Below are 17,352 nucleotides of genomic sequence, written 5' to 3'. Positions count from 1 at the left end.
TAAGGGGCTGTTTTTAGAATAGTAAGACACTATACGTATTACTAGGAGACCGCCTTTGGGCGTTCAAGATGATAGAGTATCCCGATTTAGCAAAGATCAATATTCTTTGGAAAAACTCGCGGTTACTCATGAACCAAAAACATTCAAAGAGAAAGTGATTCGCTGGATGAGCCTCAAAAGGCTTTCATTCTTTCAAGTTCTCGATCCCCTTGGCATTTCCAAAATTAATGGATCTTGGCTTCTTGGTGAGATCAAAAAATCTAAGGTTAGAACTTTTCTTGCTCTGTCTGACTCTGCTTTTGAAGCAGATGTCCTCATTGTGAGAGGACCAATTACAGAAGCACTCTTTGCTGAAATTTATGACATTTACCAGAAGATGCCTAGTCGAAAGTGGGTCGTCTTTGTAGGTGCAAAAAATACGAGATCACATTTTTCAAGTGAACGCCCTTGTTATTGGAGTGATGAGTTGATTCCGATAGATGTCTACATTCCAGGCGGAAGGCCCTCCTCAAAAGCGATTTTAGAGGGAATGGAGCTTCTTTATCAGAGAGTTGAAAAAGGAGTCTGCGCTCATGTTGGCTAGTTTAGAAACTGCTCTTAAAGAACGTTTTAAAGAAAAGTATCAGTTAGGAGAGCTACAAAGTAAGCTAACTGTCGATCAATTTGAAAAGTCCATTTTCTATGAACTGAAAAACACTTATGGATTTATTCAATTGGCCGATGTGGCAACATTTGAATCTCAAATTTACTTTGTTCTCGTTAATTTAGAATTTCATAAAAAGTTGATCGTGACATTTCCTCTCAATCATCATTACCGAGAAAGTATTAGTGATATTTATCCGAGTGCGAGCTGGTATGAAAGAGAGTATGTTAATCAATTTATCATTTCTGATCATAAAAAACTCAGTCCACTCTTTGTCTCAAAAGAGCATCCTGAACTCAATGGATTTAAGCGTGATCTTTCAGTAAGTGAAGAGATTGAGTTGTCTAGAGAATATTTGGAAGTGGGCCCTCTTGGTCCTCATGGACAAAATATTGCTAAGATTGGTCTTGAATTAGATGGTGATCGAATATGTCGATTGGAGTTCTTGCCAGGATTTCATCGCATAGCTTTAGAGGACTCGCTTCGTACTAAGAGCTACCTTCAAATTCCATCTCTTTTAGAATCTTATTTTGCACCTTATTCTGTTGAGTATGCTTTTAGTTGGTATCATGCCATCGAGTTAAAACTTAACCTATCGATTACTGAAAGAGCTCAGGCCATTCGTATGGTTCTTTTAGAGTTATCGCGAATCTCTGGTCATCTCTATGTTTTTGAAAGAGTTTTCAGTCAATTCAAAGTAGATATTGAGAGTTTTCAACTTCTAGGATTCAAAAATAGCATTCATTCACTATTTAATGCCTACAATAAGTCTCAGTATGGAGAAGGTATTATAAAACTTGGTGGAGTATGTAGTGATCTTCCTGTTGGTTGGATATCAAAGTGTCTTAGCGTTTTATCGGAATTATCCAAGTCCCTTCATTTGTTAAAAAGGTCTTTTACAAATTCTAATCATTGGATGAGTAAAACAAAAACATTTGAAATCGAGGCAACAGATGCTTTGTCTTATGGCCTTACTGGTCCTAGTTTAAGATCAAGTGGAATTAATTATGATCTTAGGAAAGTTGACCCTTTTTACTTTTATAATGAAGTCCAATTTGAAATCCCTTTAGGAATCAATGGTACAAATTACGATCGCTATCTTGTTCGTTTGGAAGAAATATTTCAGTCGATTCAAATTATTCTTCAGGTTCTTGATAATCTGCCTTTAGGAGAGTCTCAAACGGGACCTTTAAGAGATTTAGAAGAATTAAGAAAAGTTGATCGCGAACAGTATATTGAAAAAGTCAGACAGGGAATTGTCGTTGAGAGTGATCTTTTTTATAGCTCCATAGAGGGGACCAACGGAGAGTTAGGGCAGATGTTTATTGGTCCAATTTCTAAGAATTCTCCTGCAATGGTGAAGCTTAGAACGCCTTCATATTCACAATTGCAATCTTTAGAGACACTTCTTAAAGATGCATCTCTCGTTGATCTATCAACGAGCTTTTCAATCTTTGGAATTGAAACCAGAGAGGTCGATAGATGATTTTAGATAAAGACCTCTATCAAGAAAGAGGTGCTCTAGCAGCTTTCAAAGAGACAATTATTCTCTTTTTTAGAGATCTCTTTTATCTCGTTACTAAGAATAAGAGAACTCCAGAGTTTTTAAGTTCACTCGACTTTAGGGGCATCCCAAAAAAGAAAACGCCACTTTATTGTAAAGACTGTCAGGTCTGTGTGGATATATGTCCAACGAATGCCCTTGAATTGAAACAAACAAATCTCTATCTCGATGTAGAGAAGTGTATTTATTGCCAAGACTGTGTCGATTTCTGTCCAGATAAAATCCTTATTTCTTCAACAGAGAGTTCATTTTGTTCTCATGGAGAGAATAAAGAGTTTATTATTAATTTAGATCGTGAGTCTGATGAAGGTTAGTATTATCTATCCCTTTAAAAATGAGATGGAGTCCACCGTCTTTTTAAAGAACCTGATCAGTTTTAAAACTCTTGGTAACCAATTTGAGATACTCTTTGTCGGTTCATCAAGTGATGGAACAAGTGAGTTGATATCAAGTTATGGCTTTTCTCCCTTAGAATTTTCAGATCCCTCTCGCGCCATAAAAATGAATCATGCCCTTAAAAGCGCATGTGGCGATGTGATTCTCTTTCACCATCCAAGATCATTTGTCGATCGATTGGGGTTATTGCAATTAACAAAACTTCGCGCTGATCAAATGTGGGGTGGTTTTGTTCATCGCTTTGATCAAAGGTCTCTGGGGCTTCTTTTTACTTCTTGGTATTCAAATAATGTAAGAGCAAAGATTAAAGAAGTTTTTTATTTAGATCATTGTATCTTTGTTCAAAGAGCAATGGGTGATCTCTCTTTTGATGAGGTGGAGATCTTTGAAGATACGTTAATTAGCCAGAAATTTAATAAACGCTATCAAGCGCATATGTTAAATTTTTATTCGACCACTTCGGCGATTCGATTTCATCAAAACGGATTTTGGAAACAGTCTTTTAAAAACCAACTCTTAAAATTAGCTTTTCTATTAAATATCGATCACAAAGATATGAATAAGTTTTATGAAAAGGGCCTTTTTTTAAATTAAAAGTCACTCTCTAAAGGTCTGGCAATTGCCGATTGGAGTCGCTTGATAAACTCATCACGATCCATTTCTCTACCACCTAGAGATGCAACAACTGGAGTTACCATTTGAGTATCGAGAAACTCAACTCCGAGTTCATCCAATTTTTGGCACAGAGAATAGAGAACAACTTTGGATGCATTCTCTTTTCTATAGAACATCGATTCACCAGAAAAATAACGATTAATTTTCACACCATAAAGACCACCGATTAACTCACCATCACTCCAGCATTCTACGCTATAAGCGAATCCCGCTAGAAAGAGATCATGATAGGCCTTTAAAATTTCTTCAGTGATCCACGTTCCATCTTGATCTGTTCGATTTGTTAGTTCTTGGCATTTAAGCATAACTTCTTTGAACGCTTGATTATAGGTTATCTGATAGTCACATTTTTTTAAGAACTTTTTTAAAGAACGTGGAAGATGAAAATCTTTTAATTCGATTAAACCTCTTGGGTCTGGACTAAACCAGGCAAGCGGATATTCATCATTAATTGGCCAGGGGAATATTCCGTGCATATAGGCCAATAAAAGTGAGTCAATACTTAGGTCTCCTCCAATTGCGAGGAGACCATTCTCATCGGCCTGAACGAGCGGGGGGAATTTAAGTATTGGCACGGTTGATGGCCTCAATCATAAAAGCAGACAGGCTTGCACCTACGGCCAATGTAGAATCGGGCTCAGATTGATCTGCATTTTCTGTTGCTAGAAATGGAGCAATCTCTACCATGTCAGCACTTTTAATTGGAAACTCTTTTTCGAGTTCTTTTAGGATGACCATAGCATCGTGCGGAGCAAGTCCACCGATTTCTGGAGTTCCCGTAGCTGATGCGTACTTGGCATCGAGGGCATCAATATCAAAACTAACATAGAGTTCATCTACATTTTGCTCTTTTAGACTTTTAAGAATTGCCGCACTAATGGCCGATGGACCTTGCTTGAGAACTTCATTGGCCCAGAATTGGCGAACACCAAAAGTCGACTCCCAGTGTTCTTTTGGCCTTCCTGATGATCTAATTCCTATTTGGAAAAGTAGGTCTGGAGATTCGAGATCTCCTAAGATATGGGTTGCCCATGAGCCAAAACAAATATCAATTCCAAGTCTTTCAACAAGAAGGTCGGTATGAGCATCAAAGTGGATAACGGCTGCTTTAATTCCTTGTTTCTTTCTCGATTGGAGATAACTCTTAACAAGTGGATAACTTACTGAGTGATCACCACCAATTGAGAAGAGTCCTTTCTTTGGATAATTCTCATAAAAGGAACTCACAAAGTCTTCGGCAATCGAAAGTGAACTAACCGGAAGAGAAGAATTGTCTTCTCCATAGAGTGCCTTTCGACAATTCGCTATAGTTGGGTCATTGAGATATTTATCATGTAAAAGGTGAGGGATAACTCTAACATCACCTAAATCTTGCGTTACAAGTTCTGGGTAGTCATTTAGAAGCTGAAGCCTTAAAAAGAGTGGACCCCAGTTTGCTCCTCTAAGAATCCCACCTCCTGTATCGGAACAAATCCCTAAGATACAGGCCTTAGAAGATTCATCAAGATTCTCTAGCGACTTTTGCCATTGAGTTTCAATTTCTTGAGTTTGACCGTAAATCTTTTTATGAAGAACTTCTTTTCTCTCTTTTGCTGTATTTACAGTAAAGACTCCATTTCCCGGAGGACAGAGATAAGCGTTCATTTTATCTTTTAATATTTTATTTTTCATTGCAAAGCTTCCTATAGAAAGTAATCACCACGTAATTTATTTTGTAGTAATAGATCTGAAAAATGCTCTTTGAAAGCATTGAGATCATCGTAATACTCAATAAATTTATTGATGACATCGAATTCATATTTAACAATCTCACTATTGAGTCCAGAGTAAACGCCAGCGATGTGAGATGTGGTCATAATATTATTTAATCCCAAAAAGTCTAGGCTACTATAGGGTTCGTTCTCAAAAACATCGAGATAGGCAGTTGCTCTTTTGTTTTTAGAGAAGACTTCCATCAGCTCTAGTTGGTTAACAATCTTTCCTCGAGCTGGATTGATAAGAACAAAGTCTGTTGGAAGTGAATTTAAAAACTTCTTATCAATGAGACCATGGGATGTCGGGTTTAAGCTCGCGGCGACAATAACAATATTTCGATCCTCAAGCTTTAATTCACTATGACCTTTGTCTGGATCATAGATATGAATGTCTTTAACGAGGGGTCCAAGAGATTGATGGACGAGTTTTCCAATGTGCCCATAACCAATAAGAAGAATATTTTTCTCTTTTAGAAGAGATCGATTCCATTCGCGATTAGGGTCCCATTCTTTTTGATGTTCAAAGTGAACAAAGTGTTTAAAAAGAGCACTCATAATATAATTGACTACAGCATGAGAGCGAATTGGATTTCCTAGAATGATTGGGAAATTTACTTTTTCTACAAATTCCTTTGTTAGATTATCGTGGCCAGAATTTGGATGAATCAAAAGCTCTGTTTTTGCCAGTTCTTCATCGCTAAATTGTTCGATATCTGTTTGGGAATTTGTTATGAGGATCAGTGGGCCCTGTTCGTTGGACCCATCTTCTGACCATATGTAATCAATTTCTGGAATAATTTCTAAGTGATCTTTTTCAAATTGTTTAAAGTTATTTCCCTGATACTCAGAGACTCTTTTTCTGATTACTTTAAATCGTTTGGTTGTGCGTACCACTTCTGCCATGAAGAACCTTTGTTAAAAACGTCATAGTAATATTTTTTATATTTTACACCACAAACACGTTTTGTCGTCACTTCTCCTGTAAAAGGTGACTTAACTCGCACAGTTCGGCATGAATCAATCTTCTTATGATAAATAGGATTACTTTGCGTTGAGTTTATGAAGTCTTGTTCATAATTCAAGTTTTTTGCAAACTTATCTAAGTTAAGACTTCTGGCCGATCCCTTTTTCTTGGAAACCAGATAGTATTGAAGTGAGATCGGGGCGTTTTGATAGAATATCAATTCACTTACATTATCGGGCGAAATTGTATTTCTTCCCCAAACATATTCAGTCGGCCAGTTAATGTGACCAAGAGCGAGAAAGATCAATTCGCTACAAACAATTTTATCAGTCGTTGAGACGTCAAAGTTGAAATCGTATTCTTTTCCAATATGCTGAAAGGCCCTTTCAAAAGAAAGGTCGGCCATTTGCTTATCGGCAATGAGAGAAGGGTCTCTGATTATCCCAATTTCATCAATTTCTAAGAAGTCTTCAAGAGTTGTAAAGCGAACACCTTCGCGGACTGCTTCAAAAATAGTGTAACCTTGTCGGATCGTCTCTTGGTAAGGTCGAATCGCCGGAGAGTCCCAAAGTCCATACTTTTTAAGCTGCTCTTCAGTTCCAACCCAAATGGCAACATGGCCAAAGTGCCCAGGAATGAAAGTATCAGTAAGGGCAAAAGGCGTTTTTTCAACGAGAATATCGAGCGGCCTAAGTTTTTGAATAAGATGTTTAAAGATAACGGGATCATCGTGTAAGTAACCATGTCTCCAACGAATTGCACCGACAACATTTCCAAATACTTTAGAAAAGAAGTTTGTAATCTTTCCTATAAGAGAAACAAAGGAATCCGTAACATTATAGGTCCAAAGAACACCATATCTGCGTTCGACAATTTCTTTAACTGAATCGTTCTTTAAAAGAATGCGATTAATTAACTGGAGATCGATATTGGTGTTAACAAAAACGTTCTTCCAATCTCTTTTAAGTTTCTTTGTTAAGACTTTTAGCCTTAATCTATTGTCTCTTTTTAAAAGACTATTGGCGATTTGTGTAAGGCCTTCAACATTTTTCTTAGAGAGAAAAATATTTTTAATGACACGTCGAGACTCACCATTTTTCCAGTAGTCATCGTAGGTTTGAATATAGTGATTAAAAAGCTCCATCTGAGCTGTGTACCAAATGAGATTGGCCTTCTTTCTATAGGGAGAGACCTTTTGAAAAAGATCTTCATAGTCATCATAGGGGTTTTGTGGGGAATAGGTAACGATGAGATGAAGATATTTAAGTGAGATAAGCTGGTAGGCATCGACTAATTTACTCATGATATCGAGGTCTTCACCTGAGAGGACATCTTTATCAGAAATTGTATTTTGAACTTGAAGTGAAAATTCGGAACTGTAATCCTTAATGTCTGAAGCTATTTCTGAGAGTGTGATCAACTGTACCAAATTGTGTTTGAGATACTTTCCGCTACTCTCTTTTTTGATGGAAACTTTAAGTAGCTTTTCTCTTGTTTCCCAAAAGAAGTTTGTCGGATAGCGAAGTGCGTCCATTTTTATTGAAGCCTGACTCGTTAAGGCCACCAATAAAGTCGTAATAAGAATAAAAAATTTCATTAGATCCCCTTTCCTTTGAAATTTCGAGCCCATTGAATCAATTTATGACCATTTCGTCATCTGAAAAAGCCTGACACTTTAACTAGTTGAAATAAATATTGTTTTTTGTCTGTGTTGAACCTAAAATTTGGCCATAACCAGACCTCACAATTTGACTTGGAGCCCAGAAGGGCATAAAAACAGTTAAAAATGGATAAAAAAATAGGACAGAGCATGATTTCGATTAAATCTAAAAGAGAAATTGAATTAATGAGAGAGACAAGCCGCTTAGCTGCTTCAACTCTCGAGTATATTGAACCATTTGTTAAGCCTGGTGTAACGACTGAAGAACTCAATCAGCTTTGCCATGACTATATTCTCAAGCATGGTGCCTATCCTTCGCCACTTAATTATCACGGTTTTCCTAAGAGTGTGTGTACATCGAGAAACGATGTTATTTGCCATGGTATTCCTAATCAAAAAGAAGTTCTTCAAGATGGTGATATTCTCAATATTGATGTTACGACTTATTTAAATAAATTTCATGGTGATACGAATAAAACTTTTCTTGTTGGAAACGTTAGCGACGAAGTGAAAAAGCTTGTTGATGTAACTTACCAATGTATGAGAGAGGGAATCAATCAAGTGCGCCCAGGGGCCCATATTGGTGATATCGGAGCAATTATTCAAGAGATTGCCCACGATCAAGGCTATACAGTTGTTGAAGATTACTGTGGTCATGGAATTGGGAGAGAGTTTCACGAAGAGCCTCAAGTTGTTCACGTAGGTAAACGAGGAACGGGACCAGAAATAAAGCCTGGGATGACTTTTACAATTGAGCCAATGATTAATTTAGGTGTTAAGCAGTCAAAAGTCTTGAAGGACGGTTGGACGGTACTCACTCGTGATGGGAAATGGAGTGCTCAATTTGAGCATACGATTCTTGTTACTGAAGATGGACATGAAATCCTAACTCTTAGAAAGGAAGAGAATGCAACTTTTTAGTGACCATCTAAAAGCTCCTGCAGGATGCCACAAAGCATTTCTTCCAACGGTTGAACATGAATTCACTCTTGGTGACTTAAAGGTTCTTCTTTCAATTGAGCTTGGTCGAAAAAATAAGATCGAGAGTTTTAATTACGACTTCAAAGGTGAGGTCGATTCCTTTTTACATTCTCAATTCTCCTATTTAAAGGCAACTCTAGAGGGAAGTGAACTTTCAAATTTAGATTCTCTCGACTGGACGAGTGCTCAAAGAGAGGGGGAGCTTTTTTTCATTCCCTATACTTTAACGAAACAGCTTATCAAGAAGCTAAACTTCTTAGGCTTTGCAAGACCAATTGAGGAAGAGGGAACTCTTCTTTGTCGTTGTTTTGGTGTGAGTCGTGAAAAGTTGCTGGCCCTGTTAGTTAAGGGGGAAGTGACGAGTGCTCTTGATGCCACAAATTTAACAATGGCCCAGGCCGGTTGTGCAAGCTGTTCTCCAGATATAGAAGAGTTCATTCAATCTTATAAAGACTCTCTTGGCTTAAGTATTGGAAGTGGGGAACAGTCACGCTTTGATCGCGATCAGCGCTACCTTCTTATTCAAGGGAAAAATCCGGCCTATTGGATCTTATATATTCAAGAGTTCTTAGATCTTAACTGCCCAGGTGTCGATCTTGTCGATTTAAGTGGCTACGATGTTGTTCTAAGTGGAGAACTTGAAAGCTCAAAAGCAAAAGAAGTCTTTTCTAAACTTAAAGAGGAGACTGGGATTCATTTTAATCCTGTCTTATAAGTTATTTCTTATTCTTCTTATTGTCTCTTTCTTTGCAGCTTTTAAAAATATTCTCAAGATTGTTGAGCGAGTTAAAAATGCGAGTAAGAGATTTTCTTTCTTTGTAGGCCCAGTCTGGCGATATTTCCGAACTTAAATAGCGAAACCTAAGATAGAGTTCATCGAGCTCAGGAATTTCTTCTTTTAGACATTTTGCACTTGGGCTCAAGGCCTGGACTTGAGAGACGTAATTAAAAAATGTCTTAGTTAATCCATCCATAACTCTTTGCATTTCAGAATATTGGAAACGCTCCTGAGAGCTAGCTTCTTCACTTAGGGTCGGGTACATTCTCTTGCCATAAATGAGGCCAATTTGTAGGAAATTAAGCGAAGGAGAGTTTGTGATATTCTCCCCGCAAATGCGTTGGTAAAAATCTTTTTTTAGTGGCATTGAACCAAGTGAACTGACGCCATTGATGAGCGTTTGATTCAGCCTATAGAGAGGTCCTGTGGACTTCTTCTTGTGGATAATAAGTTCTTCCTTGGCAAGGCATTTGAGAATGTCTGAGACCGCGAGGACATTTGAACTAAACAAGAGGAATGGAATGATCATCAATTTATAAATACGCATCTTCTTTTTACATTTTCCCGTTACAATTTTGCTCTAAAAAGCTATACAATGAAAATATCTTATATTGCATTATCGGTATGTTATTGCAAATATTAACATATTTCATTTTGATAGGGGATTTCTCTTGAAAGAGATGACTTTAGTAGAACATTTAGAAGAGCTTAGAGGACGATTAATCAAAGTCGTTATCATTTTAACAATAAGCTTCTTCGTTTGTTATGGAGTTGGGGATCAGATTTCTGAGCTTTTACTTCAACCCCTAAGAAATGCACTCAGCGGTAGCGGTAAGGATGCTCTAGGTGAAGTTGTTTACCTTGGAATTCTCGATAAAGTTCTCTCCCAATTTCAGGTGGCCTTTTGGACTTCTGTAATTGTTTCCTCTCCATTTTGGTTTTATCAGCTTTGGAAGTTTATTAAGCCTGGGCTCTATGAATACGAAGTTAAAGCAACTAGACCCTTCATTTTTGTTGGTTTTATTTTCTTCGCTCTTGGGATTTGCTTTGGATATTTCTTAGTTTTCCCGCTGACATTTGAAACTCTGATGAACTTTGGGGTCAGTGATGTTACAGCTCAAATTAGTCTTAAAGAATATCTTGTTCTAACTAGTAAGGTTCTCGTTTTTCTAGGCTTTCTCTTTCAGCTTCCCAATGTTCTTTTGATTCTAGGCTTTATGGGGCTTGTTACAAAGCAGTCTCTTCGCAATATGAGACGCTATGTCTATGTTGGTTTTGCCGTTATATCAGCTGTTTTAACACCTCCTGATATCATCACAATGATGGGACTTTGGATTCCTTTAACCTTTCTTTTTGAGATCGGAATCTTAGCTGTTTCTCTGATCGTTCACCCCTATATTGAGCGCCAGCATGGTTAGGCTCTCTTAAGAATTCCCTTTGTTCTTCGCTTTTCAGAGGCAAAATGCGCTAAGTTATCGTTTTATCTAAAATTAATTTCTTCTTTTCCGATATAATAAAAGAATAAATGTGAAAGGGGAGATTCAATGGATTCTTTAAGAATTCTAATTCTAATTCAAGAGTATGAACTAGCTGAAAAAGTTAGTGCGGTTATTCGTTCGGCCAATATCTCCAGTATTTCAACACAAGTTAACCATCTCAATGAAGGACTTTCTCTCATCGATAGTCTTGATTTGTGTATTATTGATCTTGATATCGTTTCTGATGATGCTCAAAAGGCAAGGCTGACAGAAGTCGTAAAAATCTATGGTAAGAAAGTTAAATTCATCTTTATCTCCGATGGCACTCTTGATCCTAAGTTACAGGAGCAAGTGGATTCTCTTGGATACGATAGTGTCTTAAAGAAGCCTTTGAGCGTTATTGCTGCAGCTTCACGTATTTCTGATCTCTTTCAAAAAGAGGTCTCAAGCGCAAGGGCAGAAAAGCAGGCCGAGTTCATGGGGATTCGTATTACTCTCTTTAGAAAAATTAATATCTATCCTTGTGATATTTTTCTCTCACTTTCTTCTAGAAAGTTTGTGAAGTTTGCGAATGAGGGCGAAAAGGTTGATTTAGATAGAATTGCAACGATTAAAGATAAAGGTGTTAAAGAGCTCTTTTTAACGATTGATGATTTTTATAAATATTCAGAACTCTTTTTTACAAAAGATCTCGTTCACCCAGATAACGTCAAAGACTGTGAGGACTACGCTTTAAAATCTCATGAAGCACTTCACGAAATGGTGGAGGACCTCGGTGTATCAAAGCATATTATTAGTGTTTCAAAGCAAACGATTAATAAAATTTTAGATGATTTTAAATCACCAAAATTTAAAAGTCTTATGTCGCGCTTTAAAAATGATAGCAATACTTTCATCTACGATCATAGTTACTTAACAATGGTTTTCGCCCTTGAAGTCTGTAATAAAATGGACTGGCAAAGTGAACAGGTGAGAGAGAAAATCTGTATGGCGGCGATGTTTCACGATTTTGGTTTTGAAAATTCAAAACTCGCTTATTTCGAACACCAAGGAAAAGAGTCGTGGACCGATTTAACGCCAGCTCAAAGAAGAGAAATCCAAGAGCACCCTGAAATAATGGCAGAAATGCTGGCCGGCGAAATGAATGTTTCAATGGAAGTGATCAAAATGATTGCTAACCATCACGAAGGTGCTGGAGCTGATAGTTACCCTAAGGGCCTTCCTGCAACGAATATGAGTCAATTAGAGTGTATTTTCATTTCTTGCCATGCACTTGCTCTTGAGCTTTATAAGATTGGCTTTATTCTGCAAAAGCTTCCTAAGGCGTTTGAAGAAGTGGTCAAGAAGTATTCTAGTGGGAATTTCAAAAAGCCAATTGAAGCATTGCGAGAGGTCATTTTAAGTAAATAGGTGTAAGACTCTATACAAAGGAGTCTTTATGTTAAGATTTATTTTTGCCCTCTGTGTCGGTTGGCTATCAATGAGTTGTCTCATTGATTTTGTGGCCGTACCGATTGTTTTTAGAACTGTTTCTAAACTCTATGAAGCGGCCAATGTTGGGATTCGTTTATTTTCTATTTTCAATCCCATAGAATTTATTTTTTCTCTCATTTTAATTTCATTCGCTTTTTTAGCTCTTAAGAAGAGGCCTTCTAAGGTAAAGAAGCTTCAGCTTTCTTTTGCTTTCTTCCTGCTTTTTATCGCAGCTTCCTATACTTTTCACATAACTCCAATGATCTCAACTTTAAGTGAGCAAAAGCGTGAACTTGATATGGAGAGTGAGGCCTATGTGAAAATTGAACAACAACACAATTTTTATCATCACTTATATGTTAAGATGGATAGTGTTAAAGTTATTTTATTACTGATTATGGTTGGCCTTTATTCTCGCCAATTACCAAAAGGTGAAAGAGTATGATTCTTGTAACTGGTGGTGCCGGTTTTATCGGTAGCTTACTTATAAAAGAGTTAAATGATAGTGGACGTCAGGATATCGTTGTCGTCGACCGTTTGAGAGAGGGTCAAAAATGGCTCAATCTTCGCGATGTTAAATTTGATGAATTCATTCATGCTGATGAACTCTTTGATGGATCAAATGATGAGGTTCTTCAAGATGTAACAGCTATTTTTCATATGGGAGCTTGCTCTGCCACAACAGAAAGAGATGTTGATTATCTTATGAGAAATAATGTCCTTTATTCTCAGAATCTATTTCACTTGGCACTTCAAAAAAATATTCCTTTTATTTATGCATCTTCTGCAGCGACATATGGAGCAGGTGAGCAGGGCTATAACGATGATCTTGAGAAGATAAAAGATTTAAAACCACTTAATCCTTATGGTTGGTCAAAGCAGCTTTTTGATGAATGGGTACTTCGTCAAAAAGAGAAGCCGACTCATTGGTTTGGTGTTAAGTTTTTCAATGTATATGGGCCAAATGAAGCTCACAAGGACAATATGCGATCTCTCGTTCACAAGGCCTATGGTCAGATTTTAGAGACGGGAAAGGTAAAGTTATTCAAGTCTCATAAAGAAGGCTTCAAAGATGGTGAACAACTTCGTGACTTTGTTTATGGACGTGATGTTGCTCGCGCTTTAGTTAAAATGATGGATAAAAAACTTTGCTCTTCGTCTGGAATCTATAATATGGGAACAGGTCGTGCACGAAGCTTTCTCGATCTTATGAAGGCAACTTTTAAGGCCATGGGAAAAGAGGAGAATATCGAATTCATCGATATGCCGATGAGTATTAGAAATCAATATCAATATTTTACAGAGGCCAATATGGAAAAGTTTTCTAAGCTTTTACCAGATTTTAAATGGTCGAGTGTGGAAGATGGTGTTGAAGATTATGTGAAAAACTACTTAATGAAATAAAAAAGCCCTCAAATATGAGGGCCTTTTTATTACCATTTTTTGTTGAAGCTTCTTCTTTCGCCTTTTGGCTTTTCTTGAGCAATGTTTACTCTAAGAGCTCTACCTTGAACTTCGTATCCATCAAGGTTTTCAACACAAGCATTAGCTTGGTCAGCGTCGTTCATTTCAACAAAACCAAAACCACGGCTTCTTCCTGTATCTCTATCTGTTATAATTTTTACAGAAAGTACTTCTCCATGTTGAGAGAATGCTTCTTTAAGTTCTTCTTCGTTTGTTTGGAAAGAAATATTTCCTACGTATAGCTTATTCATCACTTATTACCTCCAAGTGCATTGAGAATAGTTTCTTTGGCGTGATCAAATTCAGACTCTAAAACAAAGACCATTTCGTTGGCCAATGAATCAATTAGGGTTTGCAGGATCTTGCTCTCTGCAGAGCCACGATCGTCAAGCGTGTTAAGTTCTTTTATCATATCAATCGACTCATTAAGCGATTGATCCTCTGAATGCTCCTTGAAAAAATTAATTCTATCTTTCTTCGACTCAAAGTCGCGAACAGTTATGTTAGAAGAAAGCCTCTTGATAGAGTCATGTAACTCATTTGGCGTAGCTACTTTTCTTAATTTGTGAGATTCACGATTTGGAATAAGAACTTTGGCATTCTTGTTGTGAACTTGGATCGAGAGACATTCTCCACCGAAGCCTTCAATATATTCAAATTCGACAATAATACCGATTCCAAATTTTGATGAGACGACAGTGTCATTTACTTTGAGTTGTGATGACATTACAGATCAACCTTTTTTAAATTAATGGGCTAAATCTGTAAACAGCAGTAAAATCGAAAATAAACAGACAGGCCTTAAAACACTTAAAAGCTACACTGGCCAGGGGTTGAAGTCAATTTAATTACAATTTAAGCTGTTTGTAGAAAGGAGTTTCGAGTGTTTAGAATCAACGGTTTACAAGAGGCCATTCTCCTATTGAAGGGCTTAAATTCAAGCGAGAGAAAGAGGATTTTGGAGCAGATGGCCAAGAGGGATCCCGAGCTCGTTGCAAAGATCGAGAAGTCTCTAATCTCGGTTTCTGACCTTGCTGGTCTAACAATAAAAATGAAAGTTGATCTATTAAAAAATATTTCCTTAGAGAAAATTGCGATATGCCTGAAATTGCAGTCGATTGAAACGAGGGAAGCTGTTTTAGAGGGTCTGCCAACAGGTTTAAGGGCAGAGGCAATGGATATTTTAGATCATCGAAAAATGCCATTAAATGAAGTTTATCAAGTTGAGCAGGAAGTTCTCGAATTATTAGTGGCCCTCCAAGAAAAGGGCCTTATTAACTTTGGCTCAGATGAATTTGTTTAGAGGGGATTGGCTGACTTTTCAAGAGTGTGACCACTCATGTCAACTCTGGAGCCTGGTAAGATTTTAAGAGAGCGTCCCTTAATTTCACCTTGAACAAGAGCAGAAGGGTAGATGGAGATTTTCCCAGTAGCGTTAATTTTTCCATTGAAAACGCCATAAATATCAATATTGTGACAATTGATTGTGCCTTCAAATTGACCAGAACTTTCAATTGAGAGGTCATGATCATCAATCATAGTGATTTCACCTTCGATATGGCCTGCGACTCTTGTGTGGCCTTTAAAGTGAAACTTTCCCGTAATCTGAGAGCCGTTTCCTATGAAAGTGTAGTCTTGGTTTTGGATATTAATATAATTTGTCACGATAGAGTCCTAGAGTTTTTGCGCAATGATCTGTTTGTGAAGGAGATCTCCAGTTCTAGAGAAGACCAACACTTGGAAAATTGCAGTTCCTTTACTATTAGGAGTCGTAAAATTTGCTTTTACAGGTCTAAAACGAGAGGTCGCAAACGATTCTCCTTCATTAAATTGAATTGCAAATTGATCCGTCTCAGAGTCTAAGTTTGGGTAGTGAACATAGTGTCCGTTGATTCTCGCAAAAACGTGGAGATAGCCATAAACACGGCTTCCATCCTTAGTCGAGTTAACCAAATTGAACTTTAACACGACATTATTTTTATCACTTAGAACTTGTGTCTCTTCAATATTGAAGATGGCTGGGCTTGTTTTATCAAGTTGTCCCGCGGGTGTTTTAAGAAAAGAAAGCTTATCGAGCGAATTTCCAATATCAGTACTTGTGAGTTTGTTCTCAAGCTCTTTATTGAGAAGAGTCACTTTATTAACTTCTGTTTGAAGTTTAAAGTTCTCATGCTTAAGTGAGTTGATAATGGCCGGCTCTTTTCTCATGGCCTGAGCTCGTATTTCTTTAAAATAAATAATGAGGCTCAAAGTAACGATGATTGAAATGACAGTGATAATCGGCAATCCAAAGACGAGAACTCTAAAGAATGCCTTTTTCATTTCGTAATAGCGCGGTGAATTCGATCCTTCATAGACAATGAAAGAGAATTTATCTTTATTAAGGGCCTGCTGTTCCATATATTAATTCTTTTCTGTTTGATTTTGTTGGTTAAAATTCTCTCCAAGAATCATGGCCGGATCTGTCGTTTCAAAAAAGCGCATCTTTGGTTGAAAAGCAACCGTTTCACTTTCTGGATTTTCAATTCCATGCTTTGTCCATACTTCAGAGACAATTTTCCATTGGTAGTACTCATTCTTTTTAAGATAGAGAAGTTTCTTTCCAATGTCGTTGATATTTGATGAGTTGTAAACTTGCTTGAATGTCACTACTGCGTAGTCTCTACTTTTTGTGATGGAAACATTTTCAAGTGAAATTGATGGCTTTCCTGGATTGGCAAATACCGCTCTTTTGTATTGGCGATAATTAGCGTATCCACCACGATTTTTATCAAAGAATTCTTTCTTGCTGTAGTGTGAGATATAGCGGTTAAAGTCTTCATTAGTCCAAGCATCAACCCAGTCTGAAACTGTTGAAGAGATTTTCTCTCTCTCTTGAAGCCAAGACTCTCTTGGTAGATATCTTAGATTGTGAACAACAATAACGTTTGTGCGATTTAGTTCAATATATTTAGAGATATTGATGAGGTTACCATTGTGAGCAACGATACATCCTCTTGAGTCGAGACCTTTTTCAATTCTTGTTTCATCATTTGTAGAGTGAAGCCAAATTCCACCACCAGTTTTTCCTTCTCTTCTATCAATTGGATTAGGGTAGTTCATAACGAAGGCACCTACTCCATAAATTTCTCCGGCCTTACCATGTCTTTTTAAAAGTTCCTGGTGTGGGAGAAACTCTGTAAAGTGATAAATTCCCTCAGGTGTTCTGTGATCTCCTTGGAAGAATTTGTCACCGGCCTTTTTTCCTGTGGCCACTTGATAAGTCTCAATGAGCTTTGGCAGACCATTTTGGTTTGAGAAGAGGTAGAGTTTGTGCGATGACTTTTCAGCAACGATAATGTGGTGATTAAAAAAAGCATCTGTCTGAAGAATGTTCTCAGGAAGAAATTGGTCATCAGCGATTGTTGTTTGAATCAGCCCTGTTACAAAAAGAGCAAGGAATGTAAGTTTTCTCATAAATGAATCTTTGTTGATTTTTTTAGTCTGTTATTCGTTTATTAACTTATTAAAATAATATCTTAA

The 17,352-nt window shown here is 37.3% G+C and carries 21 protein-coding genes; 11 read left to right on the top strand and 10 right to left on the bottom strand.

The window, feature by feature from the left end:
- Nucleotides 1-55 precede the first annotated feature (55 nt).
- Genes HBN50_RS10440 through HBN50_RS10425 form a run of 4 tightly spaced genes read left to right on the top strand, consistent with a single transcriptional unit; the run spans nucleotide 56 to nucleotide 3,197 of the window.
- Complete coding sequence (locus HBN50_RS10440) at nucleotides 56-583, top strand: hypothetical protein (protein ID WP_273869759.1); 528 nt, start codon at nucleotides 56-58, stop codon at nucleotides 581-583.
- Complete coding sequence (locus HBN50_RS10435) at nucleotides 573-2,129, top strand: NADH-quinone oxidoreductase subunit C (RefSeq protein WP_273869757.1); 1,557 nt, start codon at nucleotides 573-575, stop codon at nucleotides 2,127-2,129. Before HBN50_RS10440 ends, HBN50_RS10435 begins: the two co-directional genes overlap by 11 nt.
- A complete protein-coding gene (locus HBN50_RS10430; RefSeq protein ID WP_273869755.1) occupies nucleotides 2,126-2,521 on the top strand; it encodes a 4Fe-4S binding protein in 396 nt (131 codons plus the stop codon). Before HBN50_RS10435 ends, HBN50_RS10430 begins: the two co-directional genes overlap by 4 nt.
- Nucleotides 2,511-3,197, top strand: coding sequence for a hypothetical protein (locus tag HBN50_RS10425; RefSeq protein ID WP_273869753.1), 687 nt, complete (start codon nucleotides 2,511-2,513; stop codon nucleotides 3,195-3,197). The genes HBN50_RS10430 and HBN50_RS10425 overlap by 11 nt, the downstream gene beginning before the upstream one ends.
- Here HBN50_RS10425 and aat read toward each other — a convergent pair.
- From aat to HBN50_RS10405, 4 genes are read right to left on the bottom strand one after another with little or no spacing between them, the layout of a single operon-like run.
- Nucleotides 3,194-3,853 (bottom strand): leucyl/phenylalanyl-tRNA--protein transferase, encoded by a 660-nt coding sequence (aat, locus tag HBN50_RS10420; protein WP_273869750.1) that lies wholly within the window; start codon nucleotides 3,851-3,853, stop codon nucleotides 3,194-3,196. The two genes, HBN50_RS10425 and aat, sit on opposite strands and share 4 nt — an antisense overlap.
- Entirely contained in the window at nucleotides 3,840-4,949 is a 1,110-nt protein-coding gene (locus HBN50_RS10415) for an arginase family protein (protein WP_273869747.1), read from the bottom strand. Before HBN50_RS10415 ends, aat begins: the two co-directional genes overlap by 14 nt.
- An 11-nt stretch (nucleotides 4,950-4,960) precedes the next feature.
- On the bottom strand, nucleotides 4,961-5,935 hold the full coding sequence (locus HBN50_RS10410; protein ID WP_273869745.1) for an NAD(P)-dependent oxidoreductase: 975 nt from the start codon (nucleotides 5,933-5,935) through the stop codon (nucleotides 4,961-4,963).
- Complete coding sequence (locus HBN50_RS10405; RefSeq protein ID WP_273869744.1) at nucleotides 5,896-7,593, bottom strand: YiiX/YebB-like N1pC/P60 family cysteine hydrolase; 1,698 nt, start codon at nucleotides 7,591-7,593, stop codon at nucleotides 5,896-5,898. Before HBN50_RS10405 ends, HBN50_RS10410 begins: the two co-directional genes overlap by 40 nt.
- Nucleotides 7,594-7,806: 213 nt before the next feature.
- Between HBN50_RS10405 and map the strand changes: the two genes are divergently transcribed.
- Both map and HBN50_RS10395 read left to right on the top strand, forming a co-directional pair.
- On the top strand, nucleotides 7,807-8,577 hold the full coding sequence (gene map / locus HBN50_RS10400) for a type I methionyl aminopeptidase (RefSeq protein WP_273869743.1): 771 nt from the start codon (nucleotides 7,807-7,809) through the stop codon (nucleotides 8,575-8,577).
- Nucleotides 8,564-9,352 carry a (2Fe-2S)-binding protein gene (locus tag HBN50_RS10395; protein WP_273869742.1) on the top strand — a complete coding sequence of 263 codons (789 nt, stop codon included), beginning with the start codon at nucleotides 8,564-8,566 and terminating at the stop codon, nucleotides 9,350-9,352. Before map ends, HBN50_RS10395 begins: the two co-directional genes overlap by 14 nt.
- 1 nt (nucleotide 9,353) lies before the next feature.
- Here HBN50_RS10395 and HBN50_RS10390 read toward each other — a convergent pair whose 3' ends face one another.
- On the bottom strand, nucleotides 9,354-9,962 hold the full coding sequence (locus tag HBN50_RS10390) for a hypothetical protein (RefSeq protein ID WP_273869741.1): 609 nt from the start codon (nucleotides 9,960-9,962) through the stop codon (nucleotides 9,354-9,356).
- 133 nt (nucleotides 9,963-10,095) lie between these two features.
- Here HBN50_RS10390 and tatC point away from each other — a divergent pair, with 133 nt between their 5' ends.
- The 4 genes from tatC to rfaD all read left to right on the top strand — a co-directional run bounded on the left by tatC (nucleotide 10,096) and on the right by rfaD (nucleotide 13,770).
- Nucleotides 10,096-10,833 (top strand): twin-arginine translocase subunit TatC, encoded by a 738-nt coding sequence (gene tatC, locus HBN50_RS10385; protein WP_273870853.1) that lies wholly within the window; start codon nucleotides 10,096-10,098, stop codon nucleotides 10,831-10,833.
- A 126-nt stretch (nucleotides 10,834-10,959) separates the two neighbouring features.
- Nucleotides 10,960-12,303, top strand: coding sequence for an HD-GYP domain-containing protein (locus tag HBN50_RS10380; protein WP_273869739.1), 1,344 nt, complete (start codon nucleotides 10,960-10,962; stop codon nucleotides 12,301-12,303).
- A gap of 28 nt (nucleotides 12,304-12,331) precedes the next feature.
- Nucleotides 12,332-12,811: a DUF4149 domain-containing protein gene (locus HBN50_RS10375; protein ID WP_273869738.1), complete on the top strand. Its 480-nt coding sequence runs from the start codon at nucleotides 12,332-12,334 to the stop codon at nucleotides 12,809-12,811.
- Nucleotides 12,808-13,770 (top strand): ADP-glyceromanno-heptose 6-epimerase, encoded by a 963-nt coding sequence (gene rfaD, locus HBN50_RS10370; protein WP_273869737.1) that lies wholly within the window; start codon nucleotides 12,808-12,810, stop codon nucleotides 13,768-13,770. Before HBN50_RS10375 ends, rfaD begins: the two co-directional genes overlap by 4 nt.
- 29 nt (nucleotides 13,771-13,799) lie before the next feature.
- On the opposite strand, the gene HBN50_RS10365 is transcribed toward rfaD, so the two are convergent.
- Both HBN50_RS10365 and HBN50_RS10360 read right to left on the bottom strand, forming a co-directional pair.
- Nucleotides 13,800-14,081: an RNA recognition motif domain-containing protein gene (locus HBN50_RS10365; RefSeq protein WP_273869735.1), complete on the bottom strand. Its 282-nt coding sequence runs from the start codon at nucleotides 14,079-14,081 to the stop codon at nucleotides 13,800-13,802.
- Entirely contained in the window at nucleotides 14,081-14,557 is a 477-nt protein-coding gene (locus HBN50_RS10360; protein WP_273869733.1) for a CarD family transcriptional regulator, read from the bottom strand. The genes HBN50_RS10365 and HBN50_RS10360 overlap by 1 nt, the downstream gene beginning before the upstream one ends.
- Before the next feature lie 156 nt (nucleotides 14,558-14,713).
- Between HBN50_RS10360 and HBN50_RS10355 the strand changes: the two genes are divergently transcribed.
- On the top strand, nucleotides 14,714-15,133 hold the full coding sequence (locus tag HBN50_RS10355; RefSeq protein ID WP_273869731.1) for a FliG C-terminal domain-containing protein: 420 nt from the start codon (nucleotides 14,714-14,716) through the stop codon (nucleotides 15,131-15,133).
- Here the strand turns inward: HBN50_RS10355 and HBN50_RS10350 are convergent.
- The 3 genes from HBN50_RS10350 to HBN50_RS10340 are packed head-to-tail and all read right to left on the bottom strand — an operon-like array spanning nucleotide 15,130 to nucleotide 17,286.
- The gene (locus HBN50_RS10350) at nucleotides 15,130-15,495 is read right to left on the bottom strand and encodes a bactofilin family protein (RefSeq protein WP_273869730.1); all 366 of its coding nucleotides are present in this window, start codon (nucleotides 15,493-15,495) and stop codon (nucleotides 15,130-15,132) included. The two genes, HBN50_RS10355 and HBN50_RS10350, sit on opposite strands and share 4 nt — an antisense overlap.
- Before the next feature lie 9 nt (nucleotides 15,496-15,504).
- On the bottom strand, nucleotides 15,505-16,230 hold the full coding sequence (locus tag HBN50_RS10345; protein WP_273869728.1) for a hypothetical protein: 726 nt from the start codon (nucleotides 16,228-16,230) through the stop codon (nucleotides 15,505-15,507).
- Between the two features lie 3 nt (nucleotides 16,231-16,233).
- Entirely contained in the window at nucleotides 16,234-17,286 is a 1,053-nt protein-coding gene (locus tag HBN50_RS10340; protein WP_273869727.1) for a L,D-transpeptidase family protein, read from the bottom strand.
- Between the last annotated feature and the right edge of the window lie 66 nt (nucleotides 17,287-17,352).

Origin of the sequence: Halobacteriovorax sp. GB3, assembly GCF_028649655.1 — a bacterium.
GTDB lineage: Bacteria > Bdellovibrionota > Bacteriovoracia > Bacteriovoracales > Bacteriovoracaceae > BSW11-IV.
The sequence above is the reverse complement of the archived record's forward strand: the minus strand, read 5'-3'. Positions and strand labels throughout refer to the sequence as shown.

Excerpts from the sequence above, each read along its gene's own strand:
- HBN50_RS10435 (WP_273869757.1), top strand. The coding sequence starts at position 573 with ATGTTGGCTAGTTTAGAAACTGCTCTTAAAGAACGTTTTAAAGAAAAG.
- HBN50_RS10430 (WP_273869755.1), top strand. The coding sequence starts at position 2,126 with ATGATTTTAGATAAAGACCTCTATCAAGAAAGAGGTGCTCTAGCAGCT.
- HBN50_RS10425 (WP_273869753.1), top strand. The coding sequence starts at position 2,511 with ATGAAGGTTAGTATTATCTATCCCTTTAAAAATGAGATGGAGTCCACC.
- HBN50_RS10415 (WP_273869747.1), bottom strand. The coding sequence starts at position 4,949 with ATGAAAAATAAAATATTAAAAGATAAAATGAACGCTTATCTCTGTCCT.
- HBN50_RS10410 (WP_273869745.1), bottom strand. The coding sequence starts at position 5,935 with ATGGCAGAAGTGGTACGCACAACCAAACGATTTAAAGTAATCAGAAAA.
- HBN50_RS10405 (WP_273869744.1), bottom strand. The coding sequence starts at position 7,593 with ATGAAATTTTTTATTCTTATTACGACTTTATTGGTGGCCTTAACGAGT.
- map (WP_273869743.1), top strand. The coding sequence starts at position 7,807 with ATGATTTCGATTAAATCTAAAAGAGAAATTGAATTAATGAGAGAGACA.
- HBN50_RS10395 (WP_273869742.1), top strand. The coding sequence starts at position 8,564 with ATGCAACTTTTTAGTGACCATCTAAAAGCTCCTGCAGGATGCCACAAA.
- HBN50_RS10390 (WP_273869741.1), bottom strand. The coding sequence starts at position 9,962 with ATGCGTATTTATAAATTGATGATCATTCCATTCCTCTTGTTTAGTTCA.
- tatC (WP_273870853.1), top strand. The coding sequence starts at position 10,096 with ATGACTTTAGTAGAACATTTAGAAGAGCTTAGAGGACGATTAATCAAA.
- HBN50_RS10380 (WP_273869739.1), top strand. The coding sequence starts at position 10,960 with ATGGATTCTTTAAGAATTCTAATTCTAATTCAAGAGTATGAACTAGCT.
- HBN50_RS10375 (WP_273869738.1), top strand. The coding sequence starts at position 12,332 with ATGTTAAGATTTATTTTTGCCCTCTGTGTCGGTTGGCTATCAATGAGT.
- rfaD (WP_273869737.1), top strand. The coding sequence starts at position 12,808 with ATGATTCTTGTAACTGGTGGTGCCGGTTTTATCGGTAGCTTACTTATA.
- HBN50_RS10365 (WP_273869735.1), bottom strand. The coding sequence starts at position 14,081 with ATGAATAAGCTATACGTAGGAAATATTTCTTTCCAAACAAACGAAGAA.
- HBN50_RS10360 (WP_273869733.1), bottom strand. The coding sequence starts at position 14,557 with ATGTCATCACAACTCAAAGTAAATGACACTGTCGTCTCATCAAAATTT.
- HBN50_RS10345 (WP_273869728.1), bottom strand. The coding sequence starts at position 16,230 with ATGGAACAGCAGGCCCTTAATAAAGATAAATTCTCTTTCATTGTCTAT.
- HBN50_RS10340 (WP_273869727.1), bottom strand. The coding sequence starts at position 17,286 with ATGAGAAAACTTACATTCCTTGCTCTTTTTGTAACAGGGCTGATTCAA.